Source organism: Pantoea sp. SGAir0180, from assembly GCF_043546245.1.
On sequence record NZ_CP028071.1, the window covers coordinates 1,789,531 to 1,806,571 of the forward strand.

A 17,041-nucleotide genomic window follows, 5' to 3' on the forward strand; every position below is an offset into this window, starting at 1 on the left:
ATCTTGCGCGGGGAAAATGGCCCTTGTCCTCTCTTACCACAGAGCCCACGCGCTGATGAATACTTTGCTGGAAACCTATAATCAGGATCTGTTCCTTACCATTAATGCCCTTCCCGGCACGCCCGGCTGGCTCATCGATTTTGCGACATTCAGCGCAGAGTATCTGATCTTTCTGCTGCCGCTTATGCTGCTGATTTACTGGTTTACAGGTGGGCGCGCAGAACGCGAAACCGCCCTGTTTGCCATCGTAACGGCCATCACAGGGCTGACACTGAATTTTCTCTTTTCAGCATTCTATTTTCATCCGCGCCCTTTTATGATTCGGCTGGGTCACCTGTGGATCGATCACGCTGCGGATACGTCATTTCCCAGCGACCACGGCACGCTGTTTTTCAGTATCACGCTGGCATTATGGGCCAGGGGTAACTGGGGCTCCGGTGGCATTCTCACGCTCGTCTCACTGCTGGTTGCCTGGTCACGTATCTTTCTCGGGGTTCACTTCCCACTGGATATGGCAGGCGCGCTCGGTGTAGCGGCCGTAGCCGTGATCATCGTAACCCTGTTCTGGCGCAAAAAAGGCGAAACGCTGCTGTCATGTTGCGAAGCCGTATCAATATGTTTATTCAGCCTGCTCCCGGAACGGATTTATCAGTTGTTCAGCCGACATTCGTAATCCTGCGCCGCTTAACCCCGGTGCCTGAAGGCGGCGAAAGCGCCCGCCAGGCACCGAATAACCTTTTTTGGTTTTGTCACCGTCGGTGACCAGCCGCTTCCCACCGGTTCTGTCTACGCTGGTGACGATGGTAATGCACCCTGTCCCGCGTGGAGCTGTCACTCGCTTTTTTCTGGTGGGCTCCATCGCACCCTGTGCTATCTTCGCCCTGCTCATGCCACAGACCGCACCATTTCAGAAAGCCTGTTTAGTATGTTGTAACTATAAAGGCGTTTGCAGCAGCGCGATCTTTCTGCCACATTGAGCATGTTGTAACTACAGGAGAGACTGCGGTGCGTTATGATTTAGTCACAGATATGCAGCAGTGCGTCAAGGATCTCGAAGAAGCCCTGGGAGCATTACGGCAGCAGATTGAGGCGCAGCCGCTGTTAATCGCCCGGGTCTTCAGTCTGCCCCCGATTGAAAAAGGGCATGAACACGATGCGATTACTCAGATTGCCGTGGAGCAGCACCTGGGCACAGAGGCGCGGGAGCGGGCGCTCAACCACTATTGCCGTCTGTTCATGCAGCACCAGTCAGAAAAGCTCAGCACTAAAGCCGCCGTGCGCCTGCCGGGTGCGCTCTGCATCGAATGCAGCGAGCAGGACGCGCAGCAGCTTACCGCGTTTATCAACAGCATCAACCAGCTGAAAGCCCGTCTTGAGCACATGATCACCGTGGAGTCCGGTCTGCCTTCCGAAGCCCGGTTCGAATTTGTGCATCAGCATTTGCGCGGCTTAATTACCCTGAATGCTTACCGGACCATCACCGCCCTTCCCGCGCCAGAGAGTGTGCGCTTTGGCTGGGCAAACAAGCAGGTCATTAAGAACGTTAAACGGGACGAGATCATCGCCCAACTGGAAAAGAGTCTGAAGGCTGGCCGTGCCCAGGCCCCCTGGACACGCGAGCAGTGGGCGGAAAAAGTGCAGCAGGAACTGGCGGATGTACGCGCCCTGCCCGCATCCGCGCGCCTGAAGATTAAACGTCCGGTGAAAGTGCAGCCGGTTGCGCGCATCTGGCGTGCGGAAGAGAAAAAGCAAACGCAGCTTGCCTGCCCGTCACCGATTCTTGTGCTGTGCCGGGATCGCACCCAGGTGCCAAAGTTAGGTGAGCTGCTGAATTACGATGCAGAGGCGATTACGCATCGCTATAAACCCGCCGCAGAACCCCTGCATTTGCTGATCCCACGCCTGCATCTCTGGGTGGACTGCCCGGTGTGATATCAGGGCCTGTGCAGGCCCTGACAGACCTCACTTACGACTTCATGCTGCCCACCATGTCTTCCGGACGCACCCAGGCATCAAACTCCGCTTCCGTCAGATAGCCCAGCTTCAGCGCCGAAGCTTTCAGCGTTAAGCCTTGTTTGTGGGCCTGTTTGGCAATTTCAGCGGCCTTGTCATAACCGATGTGCGTATTCAGCGCGGTGACCAGCATCAGCGACTCGTTGAGCAACTGATCAATACGCTCACGCACCGGTTCGATACCGACAGCGCAGTGGTGATTGAAACTGTCCATCCCATCCGCCAGTAAACGAACGGACTGCAGGAAGTTATGGATAATCATCGGACGATAAACGTTCAGTTCGAAGTTGCCTGATGCGCCCCCCATGTTAATCGCCACGTCATTACCCATGACCTGACAGCACAACATTGTCATCGCTTCACACTGGGTGGGGTTAACCTTGCCCGGCATGATGGAGCTGCCGGGTTCGTTTTCCGGGATAGCAATTTCGCCGATACCACAGCGCGGACCGGATGACAGCCAGCGGACATCATTAGCAATCTTCATCAGTGAAGCCGCCAGGCCTTTCAGCGCACCGTGTGCATGCACCAGCGCGTCGCAGGTGGCCAGGGCTTCAAACTTATTAGGGGCGGTCACAAACGGCTGCTCTGTCAGTTCCGCCAGGGCTTTCGCCACACGCACGGCATATTCAGGATGGGTATTCAGGCCGGTTCCCACCGCGGTGCCGCCCAGCGCCAGCTCGGCCAGATGCGGAATGCTCTGCTCAATATGTTTAAGGTTGTGCTCCAGCATGGCGACCCAGCCGGAGATCTCCTGACCGAGCGTGAGCGGCGTGGCGTCCTGCAGATGGGTACGGCCAATTTTAACGATGTCTTTAAAGGCGTCAGATTTGGCACGCAGGGTTTGCTTCAGAACGTTCAGTTGGGGAATCAGGTGCTCTCGTACCGCAATGACCGCCGCAACGTGCATCGCCGTCGGGAAGACATCGTTTGAACTCTGGCTTTTATTAACGTCATCGTTGGGATGCACCAGGCGGGACATGCCGCGCTCACCGCCCAGCAGCTCACTCGCACGGTTGGCCAATACTTCATTCATGTTCATGTTGGTCTGGGTGCCGGAGCCGGTCTGCCAGATCGCCAGCGGGAATTCATCGCTGTGTTTATCCGCCAGCACTTCATCAGCGGCCTGAATAATCGCCTCCGCCCGCTCCGCAGGCAGTAAGCCTAAATCCCGGTTAACGCTGGCGGCCGCGCGTTTGGTCATCGCCAGCGCGTGCACCAGCGCCACCGGCATCTTCTCTGTTGAGATACGGAAATGCTCCAGGGATCGCTGTGTCTGTGCGCCCCAAAGTTTATCAGCCGGTACATCAATTGGCCCCATTGAATCTTTTTCAACGCGATTGGCTGCCATGACTTTCTCCTTTCACCGTTTTAAATAAACCCTTCGTTCACGCGCGGGTGTTCGCTACGCATGAAGCAGATAAACTCATACAAATTTTTAACATCATCCGAGCTTAGCATCCTTCTTGCGCTGGATATGTATTTTCCATGCCAGTTTCTGCTTTAATAAGCGCAATATTCCCATGCCAGAAAGGCAGTGAAATGAAAAAGATGAGTAATGCGGTGCAATATTATGCCTGGGGGAGCAAGACGGCATTAACCTCCCTGTATGGCATCGCCAATCCTGAAGACTTACCGATGGCGGAACTGTGGATGGGGGCGCATCCCAAAAGCCCGTCCGCCGTTGACGTTGAGGGGCAATCCCGCTCGTTACGCGATGTCATCGCGGCCCATCCGTCGCAGATGCTGGGCGACGCCGTGGCAAAACGCTTTGGCGAACTGCCCTTTTTATTTAAAGTGCTGTGTGCCGATCAGCCGCTCTCAATTCAGGTGCACCCCAGCAAATCCGCCGCCGAAGAGGGGTTTGCGCGTGAAAATGCCGCCTCTGTTCCGCTCAGTTCGCCTGAGCGTAACTATAAAGATGCCAACCATAAACCGGAGCTGGTGTACGCCTTAACGCCGTTTAAAGCCATCAATGGGTTTCGCGAGCGCAACGAGATGGTGACACTGCTCACTCCAGTGGCGGACGCGCATCCTGAGATCGCGCATTTCCTGCGCCAGCCCAGCCCCGACAACCTGGCGCAACTGTTTTCAACCCTGCTGTCGCTTCAACAGGACGAAAAAGCGCAGGCGTTAACCGTACTGAAAAACGTCGTCAGTCAGCAGACAGGCGAACCCTGGCAAACCATTCATGAGATTGCGGAATACTATCCGGATGACAGCGGGTTATTCTCGCCGCTGCTGCTCAATGTGATTACTCTGCAGCCCGGACAGGCGATGTTCCTGTTTGCGGAAACGCCGCATGCTTATCTGCATGGCGTGGCGCTGGAGGTCATGGCCAACTCCGATAACGTTTTGCGCGCTGGCCTGACGCCAAAATATATTGATATTCCGGAACTGATGGCCAACCTCAAATTTGACGAAAAGTCGGCCAGCCAGCTTCTTACACAACCGGAGATACAGCAGGATGGCGAGTATTTTCCCATTCCGGTAGACGACTTTGCTTTCTCCATTCATACGGTGAATGCGCAGCCGCTTACCCTGCATCAGGAAAGCGCGGCACTGCTGTTTTGTATTGAAGGTGAGGCCACCGTCACCAATCGCCAGCAGCAACTGATGCTAAAACCCGGCGAGTCCTGTTTCGTGGCCGCCACCGATGCGCCAGTGTCACTCACCGGCCAGGGCCGGGTGGCACGCGTGTATAACACGTTTAACTGAGACGGCTGACGCCATTGCGCTTAACTGCTATTATTTCAAACTATTAGCTAAAATGCCTGCGGGCGCTTCTTCACCCGCTGTCTGTGACACGGGTGAAATCAAGGATAAGGACGATTCAGCAATGAAAAAGACTCAAGTTGCCGTTGGTGTGGTAGTCGCTCTGGGCGTAGTCTGGACAGGCGCGGCGTGGTTTACCGGCAAAAAGCTGGAAAGCAATATGGATCAAATGATTCAAAATGCTAACGCTCAGTTAACCACCCTGGCGCCCAACAGTCGTCTGAAAGTCAGCTATCAGGATTATCAACGCGGCATTTTCAGCAGCAAAATGAATGTGGTTATCCAGGCCAGCTCTCAGACCGAAGATAATCCTCTGCTCAAGCCCGGCCAGAGCATCATCCTGAACGAGCAGATCGACCACGGCCCGTTCCCCTTCGCACAGCTGAAAAAAGCCAACCTGATCCCCAGCATGGCGTCCGTGCATACCACGCTGACCAATACCGATGCGGTCAAAAAGCTGTTTGAACTGACCAACAACCAGTCGTTTATCAACGCCGAAACGCGTGTGGGTTACAGCGGCAGCACCGACACCGCAATAAAAATTCTGCCCATCGATTATCAAAATGCGCAAACAGCGCAACGCTTAGCCACCAGCGGCGGCACGCTGAATATCAGCGCAGACAACAAAGGCGATAAAGTGGGCCTGGACAGTGACATCGACAGCATTGCCATCACCACCAAAAATCAGGTCGATCAGCCGGTGATGTTTACGCTGAACGGCCTGAAGCTGAAAGCGGATACGCATCTCACCAACGAAGGCGTACGCATTGGCGATCAGTCCATCAGCGTGGATAAAGTGGCCGCCGCAGTCAGCGGTCAGGACGCGGTTATTCTTAACAAGATGGTCGGTGATTCCTCTTTTGATAATCAGTCCGGCAAAATCAATGGCGACATTAATTACAAAATTGACGGCGTTGAGGTGCAGAAGCAGAACCTGGGTCAGTTCGCATTAAAAATGAAGCTGTCACAGTTTGATGCGCAAAGCGTTAAAGCGTTCTCGGATAACTACAACGCTCAGCTGACCACCCTGATGAACCAGCCTGGCGTGGAAGACGATCCGGTGCGTTTCCAGAACGGTGTGCGCGCGATCCTGCTGAACAATTTGCCGACCCTGCTGAAAGGGGCCCCGTCCATCAGCATCGCACCACTAAGCTGGAAGAACGATAAAGGCGAGAGTACTTTCAACCTGAATGCCCACTTTAACGATCCGTCCACGGTGACAGGCGAACCGCAGACGCTGGCGGCATCCGTTGATCGCGTGCTGAAAACGCTGGATCTGAAGCTGTCTGTCAACATGCCGATGGCGACGGAAACCATGCGCCATATTGGCCTGGCTGAAGGTTATCAGGCTGAAGACGCGCAGAAACTGGCCGATCAGCAGGTTAAAGGGCTGGCAGCGATGGGCCAGATGTTCCGTCTGACACAAACGCAGGACAACAACATCGTTACCAGCCTGCAGTATGCCAACGGTCAGGTGAACATGAACGGCGATAAGATGTCGCTGGAGCAGTTCATGTCACGCTATATGCTTGGCGTCCCGACAAACGAAGGCATGCCGCAATAAGGTCAACCTTTTCGATCAAGGCGGCCCTGGCCGCCTTTTTTACGTCACTGCACCGCCCGCTTTTCTCTCCCGATTCGCTCTTATCAGGCGGCCTGCGCGGCGTTCCCGTTTATAAAGTGAACAGTTAACCCCTGCCTTTCACACTTGTTGCGCAAATCACTGGCGTTGTTGCGCAAGATATTTTTATAATGCTCTGCACTTTACAGATATCCAGACGAGTGCACTCCATGATTGATTCAACGCTTCCCCTTACCGACATTCACCGCCACCTTGATGGCAACATCCGTGCACAAACCATCCTTGATTTAGGCCGCCAGTTTAACCTGACCTTACCGGCGGATACGCTGGACACCCTGCGTCCGCATGTTCAGGTCACCGAAACGCAACCGGATCTGGTCAGCTTTCTGCAAAAGCTGGACTGGGGCGTGAAAGTGCTGGGCGATCTTGACGCCTGTCAGCGAATCGCGCGTGAGAACGTCGAGGATGCCGCCCGCGCCGGGATTCACTATGCCGAGCTGCGCTTTTCACCCGGCTATATGGCGATGACCCACCATCTGCCGATTGCCGGTGTGGTTGAGGCGGTGATTGATGGCGTAAAGGCCGGCTGCCAGCAGCATGATATCACCGTGCGCTTAACGGGCATCATGAGCCGGACTTTTGGCGAACAGGCCTGTCTGGATGAACTGAACGGTTTCCTCGCCCATCGCGACCATATTACCGCCGTGGATTTGGCCGGGGATGAACTCGGTGCGCCGGGTCACCGTTTTCTGAGCCACTTCCGTCGCGCCCGGGATGCCGGTTTTCACATTACCGTGCATGCCGGTGAAGCCGCAGGCCCGGAAAGTATCTGGCAGGCGATTCGTGATCTGGGCACTGAACGCATCGGTCATGGTGTGAAGGCTATTGAAGATCGCGCGCTGATGGACTATCTGGCGGAAAACGGTATTGGTATCGAATCCTGCCTGACCTCCAATATCCAGACCAGCACCGTCGCCTCGCTGGCGCAGCATCCGCTGAAAACGTTCCTGGAGCATGGCGTGCTGGCGACCATCAACACCGACGATCCCGCCGTACAGGGCATTGAGCTGGCTCATGAGTACCTGCATGCCGCCCCGGCTGCGGGACTGAGCCAGGCGCAAATGCGTCAGGCACAGGACAACGGCCTGACTATCGCGTTTTTAAGCGCGGCAGAAAAAGCCGCCATCCGGGCGAAAGTGCAGTAAGCATAAAAAAGGCCGCGTTATTCGCGGCCTTTTTAGCGCTGAAAGCGCTTATTTCAGCGACATGGTCTGGCGTTTTTCCGCCGACTGCAGCCCCAGCTCAATCAGTTCCATGACCTGAATGGCTTCTTCCGCCGTCACCGGATTCGCCCCGCGCCCGGAAATGGCATCACGAATCGCAGCGTAATAGGCGGGATAGTTGCCCGGCTGTGTCAGGACAGTTTTTTCATTCAGCGCGTCGCCCTCCACTTGGGTCAGCGTACCGTCACGCATGTCGTAACCCCAGTTCTCGCCCGGCGGGAAATCCCCCGCTTTCAGCCGATCTTCCTGCGGGTCAAGACCGTATTTAACGTAACTGCCGCGCGTACCGTGCACGGTATAGCGTGCGGATTCAGCCGCCACCAGCATGCTGGCGTGCAGCACCACCCGGCGCTGTGGATAGGTCAGCGTCGCATGAAAATAGTCGGTGGTCTGGGCACCCGGCCGCATTTCCGCCAGATCAACGTTAATCGCCACCGGCGGGCCAAACAGCTGTAGCGCCTGATCCAGCAGGTGCGGTCCCAGATCGTACCAGATGCCGCTGCCCACCCCTTTCATCTCGCGCCAACGCTGCCGTACTTCCAGACGGAAACGGTCAAAGTGCGATTCAAAATAACGCACCTCACCCAGCTCACCCGCTGCCAGTAAGCCTTTCAGCGTCAGGAAATCACTGTCCCAACGGCGGTTATGGAACACGGATAACAGCAGCCCTTTGGCTTTAGCTAAGGCATCCAGCTCGCGCGCCTGTGACAACGTCACGGTGAACGGTTTGTCCACCACGACGTGCTTGCCTGCGTTGAGTGCGGCTTTAGCCAGAGGGAAGTGCGTATCATTCGGTGTAGGGATAACAATCAGATCTAACGTAGGATCGTCGAACAGGGCCTGGGGCTCGGCGACGACCTGCACGGCGGGCCAGTCGGCATGGACTTTGCTGGCATCGCTGCTGGAGATGGCAGCCAGTTCAACCTCCGGCGTGCCCGCGATCAGGGGCGCGTGGAAGGTTTTGCTGGCAAAGCCATAGCCGATGAGTCCTACTCGCAGTTTCTCGCTCATTCCTTTTCCTCATTAATCGCTAACCAGACTGATTTAAGACTAATAGTCGGGTCAGGACAAGGAGGATTCCCCTTAAAATCAGGAGACTGAGCGCCGTGCACCGTTCCAGGCGCTCTGACTGGCCAGATTATCGTGTACGTCCTGATTGCGGCGGCGGAAATCACTCGGGCTGACGCCGACGCGCTTACGGAAGACGCGCGAAAAATAAAGCTGATCGTCGTAGCCCACTTCACGCCCAATGCTCGCGATGGGTTCCTGCGTGGTTTGCAGCAGCAACTTAGCGCGAATGACGCGCTGATCTTCCCGCCAGCGAAGCAGGTTCACGCCCATTTGCTCGCGGAACAGGTGCGCCAGCCGCGAAGGTGACAGACACACATGGCGCGCCACTTCCTCGATTTTGACCTCGCTGGCCAGATGATTATTCACATACTGGCAGGCTTCGATGATACGGGGATCGCGGATTTGCTGATGGTTACGTGGATCTTCTTCCACCGCCCGTAACAACAGCCGTTCCAGCAAATTCATTGCCAGTTCTTCGGCAAAACGACGCGATGAGTTGTGGGTTTGTTCAATAGTGGCAAACAGGCGATCAAATTCGCCCCGCAGTGACTCCGGTAAGCGCAGCCGACCAACGCCTTCCTGTTCATCCTGCCAGCGCAGCCAGTCATGCCAGTACGCGCGCGGACGAAAATAGACCCAGCGGTGAAACCACTGCGGACTGTCGGGCGCCCGACCATAATAGTGAGCCGTTTTTGGCTGGAACAGCAGCATTTCACCCGGTTCACAGTCAAAGGCCTTTTCGCCGTCGAACACCCGCCCTTTGCCTTTGATGGTCAGGTTGAGAATATAGCCCTTCATGCCGTGTGGGCGATCAATAAAAAAATCCAGCGGACCATCCGCGGTGATCGGGGTTAATCCCGCCACCAGCCAGGCATTAAACGCGTATCCGGGCAGCAAAGGGTTCTGTTGCTCTGCCGGTAATTCACGGTGATACATACTGTCCTCACTTCGTCGTTGATTGATCACGCGCGGACACCTTTCGCGTCCGCGGGAAGGTTTCACGCCAAATCAGACTTTATTCTTTTGTTTGTAGCGGTCGAATATCACCGCTGCCAACAGTATCAAACCCCGCACAACATACTGTGAGAATGGCGAGATATTTAATAAATTCATCGCATTCTCAACGGTGCCCAGAATCAGTACCCCGGCGATCACATAGGAGATTTTGCCGATGCCGCCCTTCAGTGACACGCCGCCCAGTACGCAGGCCGAGATGACCACCAGTTCATAACCAATTGAGGTCATGGGCTGACCGCTGGTCATACGTGACGCCAGGATGATGCCCGCCGCCGCAGAAACCAGGCCAGAGAGAATAAAGATAATGATGCGGGTACGCACAACCGGCACGCCCGCCAGCCGTGCAGCCTCTTCATTCCCGCCAATCGCCAGCGTGTTGCGGCCAAAGGTGGTTTTGTTCAACAGGAAGGCGAAGATCACCATGGTACCCAGCGTGATCCAGATGGGCGCAGGCACGCCCAGCCAGTTGGCGAAGCCCAGTACGAAGAAGCGCTCGTCTTCGATGCCCACCGCTTTACCGTCCGAGAAGATATAGGCCAGACCGCGCACAATCTGCATGGTCGCCAGCGTGGTAATCAGGGCGTTGATTTTCAGTCGGGCGATAACAAACCCGTTGATAAATCCGGTGATGACACCGAGTAACAGCCCGGCCGCCACCCCCAGCCAGAGGCTCTCGCTCATATTGATCACCACGGCGGTGACCACGCCCGCGCAGGCAATCACCGAGGCCACCGACAGGTCAAAATCGCCGGAGGCCAGGCAGAACAGCATACCGCAGGCCACCATGCCGGACATCGACATGGCCAGCCCCAGGCCTTTCATGTTGATAAAGGAGCCAAAGTTAGGGACAAAAACCGCACAGGCGATGAACAGCAGGGCAAACACCACCAGCATGCCAAAGTTGTCCCAGACGCGCCCAAAATGCACACCCCGGCGAGGGGCGGCTGGCGGCGTATTTGATGTCGTGGAAGAAGTCACGGTACTCTCCTGTCAGGCCACGGCGGCCGCATGTGTCGTTTTAGGCATGGCCAGGCTCAGCGTCAGCTGCTCTGTGGCCTCGTCATGCAGTAATTCCCCGGCGACCGCCCCTTCGCGCATCACGATAATGCGGTCGGCCAGGCCCATCACTTCCGGGAGATCGCTGGAGGCAAACAGCACCGCAATGCCGTTGTTCGCCAGCTGGTAAATCAGGTTATAAATTTCGTGTTTAGCCCCGACATCAATGCCGCGGGTAGGCTCGTCCAGCAAAATCACCTTGATCTCCTCGGACAACCAGCGGCCAAGAATGGCTTTTTGCTGGTTACCGCCGGACAGGTTCATGATCAACTGGTCAGCGCTGGGCGTTTTGATTTTGAGGGAACGGATATGGCTGTCGGCATTCTTCACCTCCCAGCCGTTTTTGATCAGGCAACCGGCGGTGAGGTTATGACGGCGGGCGCTGATGTTGATGTTGTCGCGCACCGAATGCACCGGAATAATGCCTTCGGCTTTGCGATCTTCAGGGCACAGCATCACGCCCGCCCGAATCGCATCAATTGGCGCCGTCACGTTAAGGGGTTCCCCATCCAGCAGAATGCGGCCACCGCGCAGGCGCGTGGCGCCAAACAGCCCTTTCAGCAGTTCGGTGCGTCCCGCGCCCACCAGACCAAACAGGCCGACAATTTCCCCGGCATGCACATTCAGCGAGATTGGCGCTCTGACGCCCTTCGCCTCCACGTCCTGTAGCGCCAGCCGTACCGGGCCTTTTTCCCGCGGCACGTAGCCGTAGATATCACCCAGATTACGTCCGACCATAGCCTGTACCAGATCGTCATGATGCGTATTGGCCATGTCCGTAAAGGTGCGCACATAGCGCCCGTCTTTAAACACGGTGATGGCGTCACTGAGGGCAAAAATCTCTTCCATACGGTGCGAGACATACAGCACCACGCGCCCTTCCGCGCGCAACTGGCGGATCACCCGAAACAGATTGTCGATTTCGCGTGCGGACAGCGAGCTGGTTGGCTCATCAAAGGCAATGATGCGCGCGTTACGGGCAAGCGCTTTGGCAATCTCAACCATCTGCCACTGGCCCAGCGACAGGTATTTCAGCGGCATGTCCGGATCGATGTCCATACCTAAATTTTTCAGTTGCAGCCCGGCTTCGTAACGCAGCAGCTTGCGGTTTACCAGGCCATGCTTATGCGGCAACTGGCCCAGATAGATATTCTCCGCCACGCTCATTTCGGGCACTAAATGCAGTTCCTGGTAGATAATGGCGACACCCGCATCCAGCGCATCCGTGGTGTGCTGGAAATTCATCGGCTTGCCTTTGATGCGAATCTCGCCGCCACTGGGCAGATAGCTGCCGCTGAGGATTTTAAGCAGTGTCGATTTACCGGCACCGTTTTCCCCCATCAGCGCGTGCACCTGACCGCCATGGCATTCAAATGAAATATCCTGCAGCGCTTTCACGCCGGGAAAAGTTTTACTGATGCCATGAAACGACAGAAAGGCTGAATCAGTGTTCATGGTGTCTCCAATAGATGGCTGTGAGGAATCGGGGCACCTGACGCTCAGGCTGAACATCGTCGCGGTGTTCAGCCCTGCTTTCCTGATGACCCGATGGTGTTATCCGTACTGCCTGTTATTACATCAACCCTTTCTTCGCCAGCTCGGTTTTAAAGTTGTCACGCGTAATCAACACGACGTCTGTCACTTCGGTGAATTTCGGTGGCTCCTGTCCTTTGCTTACCCAGTTGTAGAGCATCTGGCTGCTCTTATAGCCATGGATGTCCGGACTTGGCAGCAGTGAGCCATAGAAGCCGGTCGCGTTGGCTTTTGACAGTTCGCTGACGGCGTCGACGCCGTTGATACCGATACCGATCACGTCAGCGGCTTTAAAGCCCTGACCTTCGGTTGCACGCACGCCGCCCAGCACGGTGTTGTCGTTCATGCCGACAATCAGCCAGTGCTTCACTTCAGGGTGCTGAACCAGCAGGGAGTTACCGGCATCAAATGCGCCGGGGATGTCATTCGATTTGGTCGGGACCTGATAGATCTGTTTTTCCGGGAAGCCGGCCGCTTTCAGGGCATCCATCGAACCACCGGTACGACGACGCGCGGTATCCAGTTCGTTAGCGGTGATCGCCATCACGGCGGTGTCTTTGACATCCCAGCCGCGTTTCTGCATTTCTTTATACAGTTCCTGTCCCTGACGTTCGCCAATTTTGGTCGCGGCCATCATGACCAGCGGTACGCTGTCCATCGGCTTGCCTTTGGCGTTCACAAACTGATCGTCCACGGCGATCACCTTCAGGCCATAACCGCGCGCCTTTGCCATGATGGCGGAGCCGAGTTTGGGATCCGGTGTGCAGATCACGAAGCCTTTTGCGCCATTCGCGGCCAGGCTGTCGATAGCATTAAGGGTTTTTTCGCCGTCCGGAACGGCAATTTTGATCACCTCAAAGCCCAGGTCTTTACCGGCTTTATCCGCAAATTTCCATTCGGTCTGGAACCAGGGTTCTTCCGGCTGCTTCACCAGAAAACCCAGCTTCATAGTCTCGGCGATAGCTGATTGTGACATAACCGCTGCCAGCCCGATGGCTGCCAGCGCTTTAGTGAATTTATGCATGATGCTCTCCGGCGCTAGTGGTTTTATCGCTGTTAAATACGAATCGGTGTAAACGCTACCAGTTAACTCTCTTTTGTAGGTACATATGTAAATCAGCACGTTAGCGGGAGCCATGAGGGTAGCCTGCTTAAACGCTGGCCTAGTTTTAGCGGGAATGAAGAAGAAAAATGTAGAGCGGTATCACATCTTAAAATCACGACAGAATGATCCATATATTCAGCAAATTTAACCGTCTGTTAACTTTTGCAATGGATCACAAATTCACTGCGTGTGGCAGAAAAGTGCATATTCTCAGCCAGCCGTGACTAACCCTTCTTTTTTACACATCTCAGGATAAGGAGGTTTATTCACAACAGGAGAGTCAAATGCGTACTGAAGCCATCACCCTGGGGCTGGACTTTGGTAGTGATTCGGTGCGTGCGCTGGCGGTGGATTGTCACACTGGTCAGGAGCTGCACAGTGCCGTGGCCAACTATGCACGCTGGCAGCAGGGACTTTACAGCGATCCTCACAGCAACCGCTTTCGTCACCATCCTCAGGACTATATTGATGCTATGGAGCAGGCCATGCTGGGTGTGCTCGCGGCGCTAAGCGACACGCAACGGGCCGCCGTCGTCGGCATCGGTGTCGACAGCACCGGCTCCACCCCCGCTCCGATCGATCGTGACGGCAAGGTACTTGCCCTGCGGCCGGAGTTTGCGGAAAACCCCAATGCGATGTTTGTGCTGTGGAAAGACCATACGGCCATTGAAGAAGCGGAAGAGATTAATCGCCTGTGTCGCAGCGGCCGCTTTACCGATTACAGCCGCTATATCGGCGGGAGCTACTCGTCGGAATGGTTCTGGGCCAAGATTCTTCATATTACCCGCCAGGATGCTGCCGTGCGCGATGCGGCCGTGTCCTGGGTTGAACTCTGTGACTGGGTGCCCGCCTTACTCAGCAATACCGTCGCCCCGGACAAACTCCGTCGTGGGCGTTGTGCCGCTGGTCACAAAGCGCTGTTTCATGCTGACTGGAACGGCTTACCCGACGCCGACTTCCTTAACGCGCTGGACCCGGCGCTGACTCAACAGCTGGATTCTCCCCTGTTCAGCGAGACCTGGACCGCGGATATCCCGGTGGGCACGCTAAGCCCGGAATGGTCGCAACGCCTGGGTTTACCGCAGCAGGTTACGATTTCGGGCGGCGCATTTGACTGCCATATGGGCGCGGTCGGCGCCGGTGCGCGACCCTATACCTTAGTGAAAGTGATTGGCACGTCGACCTGCGACATCCTGATTGCTGACACCGGGAAAGTCGGCGACCGCGCCATCAAAGGCATCTGTGGTCAGGTTGATGGCAGCGTCGTGCCGGGCGCGATTGGTCTGGAAGCAGGCCAGTCGGCGTTTGGCGATATTTATGCCTGGTACAGCCGCCTGCTGGGCTGGCCGCTGCAGCTGGCAGCGCAGCACCATCCCGAACTCAAACCGCAGTTGGCTGAGATGCAAACGTCACTGATCACCCGTCTGACCGAGGCCTGGGTCGCCAGTCCGCAGTTGGATCACCTGCCCGTAGTGCTGGACTGGTTCAACGGCCGCCGTACGCCCAATGCCAACCAGCGCCTGAAAGGGGTCATTACCGACCTGAATCTCGGCACGGATGCTCCGGCCCTGTTTGGCGGCCTGATTGCGGCCACCGCCTTTGGTGCCCGCGCCATCATGGAGTGCTTCGAGCAGCAGGCAATTCCGGTGGAAAACATTCTTACCCTCGGCGGCATTGCCCGTAAATCCCCCGCCATTATGCAGGCCTGCTGCGACGTGATGAACCGGCCGCTGGATATCGTCGCCTCCGATGAGTGCTGTGCGCTAGGCGCAGCCATCTTCGCTGCCGTCGCCGCGGGCTTTCACCGCGATGTGGAGCAGGCGCAGGACGTCATGGCCAGCCCGATTGACGTGACGCTGCAGCCCGATCCGCAACGCGTCGCGCGCTATCAGGCACTTTATCAACGCTATCAACAATGGTGCGAGACGGCAGAACCCCATTATGCCGCCCGTTCCGCTTCCGCTAAGTAAAGGAGTGGTTTTATGCAACAGTTCAACGTGTGGTTTGTCATTGGTACACAGCACCTCTACGGCGCGGAAACGTTACGTCAGGTTGAACACAATGCCCGGCAGGTGGTGGACGGATTAAATCAGGCGGGTTTGCCTGTACGTCTGACGCTGAAACCGCTGGTCAAATCGCCTGATGAAGCGCTGTCGCTGTGCCGTGACGCCAGTCACGATCAAAACTGTATCGGTATCATTACGTGGTTGCATACCTTTTCGCCGGCCAAAATGTGGATCGGCGGATTGAATGTCTTAACGAAGCCCCTGCTACAGTTTCATACCCAGTTCAATGCCGAGATCCCCTGGGACAGCATGGACATGGACTTTATGAACCTGAATCAAACGGCGCACGGTGGCCGTGAGTTTGGCTTTATTGGTGCGCGCATGGGCCTGCAGCACAGCGTGGTGACCGGCCACTGGCAGGATAAACACAGCCAGCAGCGCGTCGCCAACTGGATGCGTGCGGCGCTGGCCAAACAGGCCAGTCAGCATCTGAAAGTCGCGCGTTTTGGTGACAACATGCGTGAAGTCGCGGTCACCGAAGGCGATAAAGTGGCGGCGCAAATCCAGTTCGGCTATGCGGTTAATGGCTGGGGCGTGGGGGATTTGGTGGAGGTGATCAACAGCGTCAGCGAGGGTGATGTCAATGCGCTGGTTGACGAATATGAAAGCCAGTATCGTTTCTCCGACGTGGCCGCCGCAGGCGGTGAAAAACGGCAAAACGTACTGGACGCCGCACGCATCGAGCTGGGCCTGAAGCGTTTTCTGGACGACGAAGGCTGCAAGGCGTTTACCACCAACTTCCAGACGCTGCACGGCATGACGCAGTTGCCCGGCCTGGCGGTACAGCGCCTGATGGGCCAGGGTTATGGCTTTGCGGGCGAAGGAGACTGGAAGACCGCCGCCCTGCTGCGCATCTTTAAAGTGCTGGCGGGTGACCGTCCCGGCGGCACCTCCTTTATGGAGGATTACACTTACCACTTCTCGCCGGGCAACGATTTAGTGCTGGGTTCTCATATGCTGGAAGTGTGCCCGTCTATCGCGCGGGAAGAGAAGCCGCTGATCGACGTGCAGTTCCTCGGCATCGGCAACAAAGCCGATCCGGCGCGGCTGATTTTCTCCACGCCGGCCGGTCGTGCCATTAACGCCAGCGTGATCGATATGGGCGATCGTTTCCGCCTGCTGGTTAACGTAGTGGACGCGATTGAACAGCCTAAACCACTGCCAAAACTGCCGGTAGCCCGCGCGTTGTGGAAAGCGCAGCCGTCTCTGGCGACCGCCTCTGAAGCCTGGATTCTGGCAGGCGGTGCGCACCATACGGTGTTCAGTCAGGCCCTGACGCTGGACGATATGTATCTGTACGGCGAGATGCACGGCATTGAAGTGCTGGTAATTGATGAGCACACCCGGCTTCCGGCCTTTAAAGATGCGCTGCGCTGGAATGACGCCTATTACCATATGAAGCGCTAAGCACCGCTAGCGAACGCATTAACAAAGCGGCGGGCCAGCCCGTTGGCGGCCCGCTTTTTTTATGCGTCGCGCTCAACCTGAGGCACAGCGTTACTGCCCTGATATCGGGCAATAATCCCCCCTGGCCGCTGTC

The 17,041-nt window shown here is 56.3% G+C and carries 13 protein-coding genes; 7 read left to right on the forward strand and 6 right to left on the reverse strand.

All coding sequences use genetic code 11. The features are described 5' to 3' along the window. The first annotated feature begins 55 nt into the window (after positions 1-55). Positions 56-673 (forward strand): undecaprenyl-diphosphatase, encoded by a 618-nt coding sequence (locus C1N58_RS08365; protein ID WP_394564788.1) that lies wholly within the window; start codon positions 56-58, stop codon positions 671-673. Between the two features lie 356 nt (positions 674-1,029). Further along, positions 1,030-1,932: a DNA replication terminus site-binding protein gene (tus, locus tag C1N58_RS08370; protein ID WP_039341588.1), complete on the forward strand. Its 903-nt coding sequence runs from the start codon at positions 1,030-1,032 to the stop codon at positions 1,930-1,932. A 34-nt stretch (positions 1,933-1,966) separates the two neighbouring features. On the opposite strand, the gene fumC is transcribed toward tus, so the two are convergent. After that, a complete protein-coding gene (fumC, locus tag C1N58_RS08375) occupies positions 1,967-3,364 on the reverse strand; it encodes a class II fumarate hydratase (RefSeq protein WP_006119076.1) in 1,398 nt (465 codons plus the stop codon). Positions 3,365-3,555: 191 nt separating this feature from the next. Here fumC and manA point away from each other — a divergent pair, with 191 nt between their 5' ends. From manA to add, 3 genes are all read left to right on the forward strand, one after another. Then, complete coding sequence (gene manA, locus C1N58_RS08380; protein ID WP_394564789.1) at positions 3,556-4,731, forward strand: mannose-6-phosphate isomerase; 1,176 nt, start codon at positions 3,556-3,558, stop codon at positions 4,729-4,731. Positions 4,732-4,852: 121 nt separating this feature from the next. Next, on the forward strand, positions 4,853-6,352 hold the full coding sequence (locus tag C1N58_RS08385) for a YdgA family protein (RefSeq protein WP_054633838.1): 1,500 nt from the start codon (positions 4,853-4,855) through the stop codon (positions 6,350-6,352). 227 nt (positions 6,353-6,579) lie between these two features. After that, positions 6,580-7,575 (forward strand): adenosine deaminase, encoded by a 996-nt coding sequence (add, locus tag C1N58_RS08390; RefSeq protein ID WP_394564790.1) that lies wholly within the window; start codon positions 6,580-6,582, stop codon positions 7,573-7,575. Positions 7,576-7,623: 48 nt separating this feature from the next. On the opposite strand, the gene C1N58_RS08395 is transcribed toward add, so the two are convergent. From C1N58_RS08395 to C1N58_RS08415, 5 genes are all read right to left on the reverse strand, one after another. Beyond that, positions 7,624-8,664 carry an oxidoreductase gene (locus C1N58_RS08395; RefSeq protein WP_394564791.1) on the reverse strand — a complete coding sequence of 347 codons (1,041 nt, stop codon included), beginning with the start codon at positions 8,662-8,664 and terminating at the stop codon, positions 7,624-7,626. Between the two features lie 78 nt (positions 8,665-8,742). Beyond that, on the reverse strand, positions 8,743-9,660 hold the full coding sequence (gene araC / locus C1N58_RS08400; protein ID WP_006119067.1) for an arabinose operon transcriptional regulator AraC: 918 nt from the start codon (positions 9,658-9,660) through the stop codon (positions 8,743-8,745). 72 nt (positions 9,661-9,732) lie between these two features. Further along, positions 9,733-10,719, reverse strand: a complete 987-nt coding sequence (araH, locus tag C1N58_RS08405; RefSeq protein WP_033741305.1) for an L-arabinose ABC transporter permease AraH — start codon at positions 10,717-10,719, stop codon at positions 9,733-9,735. A gap of 12 nt (positions 10,720-10,731) precedes the next feature. After that, on the reverse strand, positions 10,732-12,252 hold the full coding sequence (araG, locus tag C1N58_RS08410) for an L-arabinose ABC transporter ATP-binding protein AraG (RefSeq protein ID WP_324019750.1): 1,521 nt from the start codon (positions 12,250-12,252) through the stop codon (positions 10,732-10,734). Between the two features lie 118 nt (positions 12,253-12,370). Then, the gene (locus C1N58_RS08415; protein ID WP_006119064.1) at positions 12,371-13,354 is read right to left on the reverse strand and encodes an arabinose ABC transporter substrate-binding protein; all 984 of its coding nucleotides are present in this window, start codon (positions 13,352-13,354) and stop codon (positions 12,371-12,373) included. A 365-nt stretch (positions 13,355-13,719) separates the two neighbouring features. Between C1N58_RS08415 and C1N58_RS08420 the strand changes: the two genes are divergently transcribed. Next, positions 13,720-15,405: a ribulokinase gene (locus C1N58_RS08420; RefSeq protein ID WP_394564792.1), complete on the forward strand. Its 1,686-nt coding sequence runs from the start codon at positions 13,720-13,722 to the stop codon at positions 15,403-15,405. A gap of 12 nt (positions 15,406-15,417) precedes the next feature. Beyond that, on the forward strand, positions 15,418-16,908 hold the full coding sequence (gene araA, locus C1N58_RS08425; RefSeq protein WP_039340462.1) for an L-arabinose isomerase: 1,491 nt from the start codon (positions 15,418-15,420) through the stop codon (positions 16,906-16,908). Positions 16,909-17,041: the final 133 nt, after the last annotated feature.

Coding starts and splice junctions, on each gene's coding strand:
- C1N58_RS08365 (WP_394564788.1), top strand. CDS start 56: ATGAATACTTTGCTGGAAACCTATAATCAGGATCTGTTCCTTACCATT.
- tus (WP_039341588.1), top strand. CDS start 1,030: ATGCAGCAGTGCGTCAAGGATCTCGAAGAAGCCCTGGGAGCATTACGG.
- fumC (WP_006119076.1), bottom strand. CDS start 3,364: ATGGCAGCCAATCGCGTTGAAAAAGATTCAATGGGGCCAATTGATGTA.
- manA (WP_394564789.1), top strand. CDS start 3,556: ATGAAAAAGATGAGTAATGCGGTGCAATATTATGCCTGGGGGAGCAAG.
- C1N58_RS08385 (WP_054633838.1), top strand. CDS start 4,853: ATGAAAAAGACTCAAGTTGCCGTTGGTGTGGTAGTCGCTCTGGGCGTA.
- add (WP_394564790.1), top strand. CDS start 6,580: ATGATTGATTCAACGCTTCCCCTTACCGACATTCACCGCCACCTTGAT.
- C1N58_RS08395 (WP_394564791.1), bottom strand. CDS start 8,664: ATGAGCGAGAAACTGCGAGTAGGACTCATCGGCTATGGCTTTGCCAGC.
- araC (WP_006119067.1), bottom strand. CDS start 9,660: ATGTATCACCGTGAATTACCGGCAGAGCAACAGAACCCTTTGCTGCCC.
- araG (WP_324019750.1), bottom strand. CDS start 12,252: ATGAACACTGATTCAGCCTTTCTGTCGTTTCATGGCATCAGTAAAACT.
- C1N58_RS08415 (WP_006119064.1), bottom strand. CDS start 13,354: ATGCATAAATTCACTAAAGCGCTGGCAGCCATCGGGCTGGCAGCGGTT.
- C1N58_RS08420 (WP_394564792.1), top strand. CDS start 13,720: ATGCGTACTGAAGCCATCACCCTGGGGCTGGACTTTGGTAGTGATTCG.
- araA (WP_039340462.1), top strand. CDS start 15,418: ATGCAACAGTTCAACGTGTGGTTTGTCATTGGTACACAGCACCTCTAC.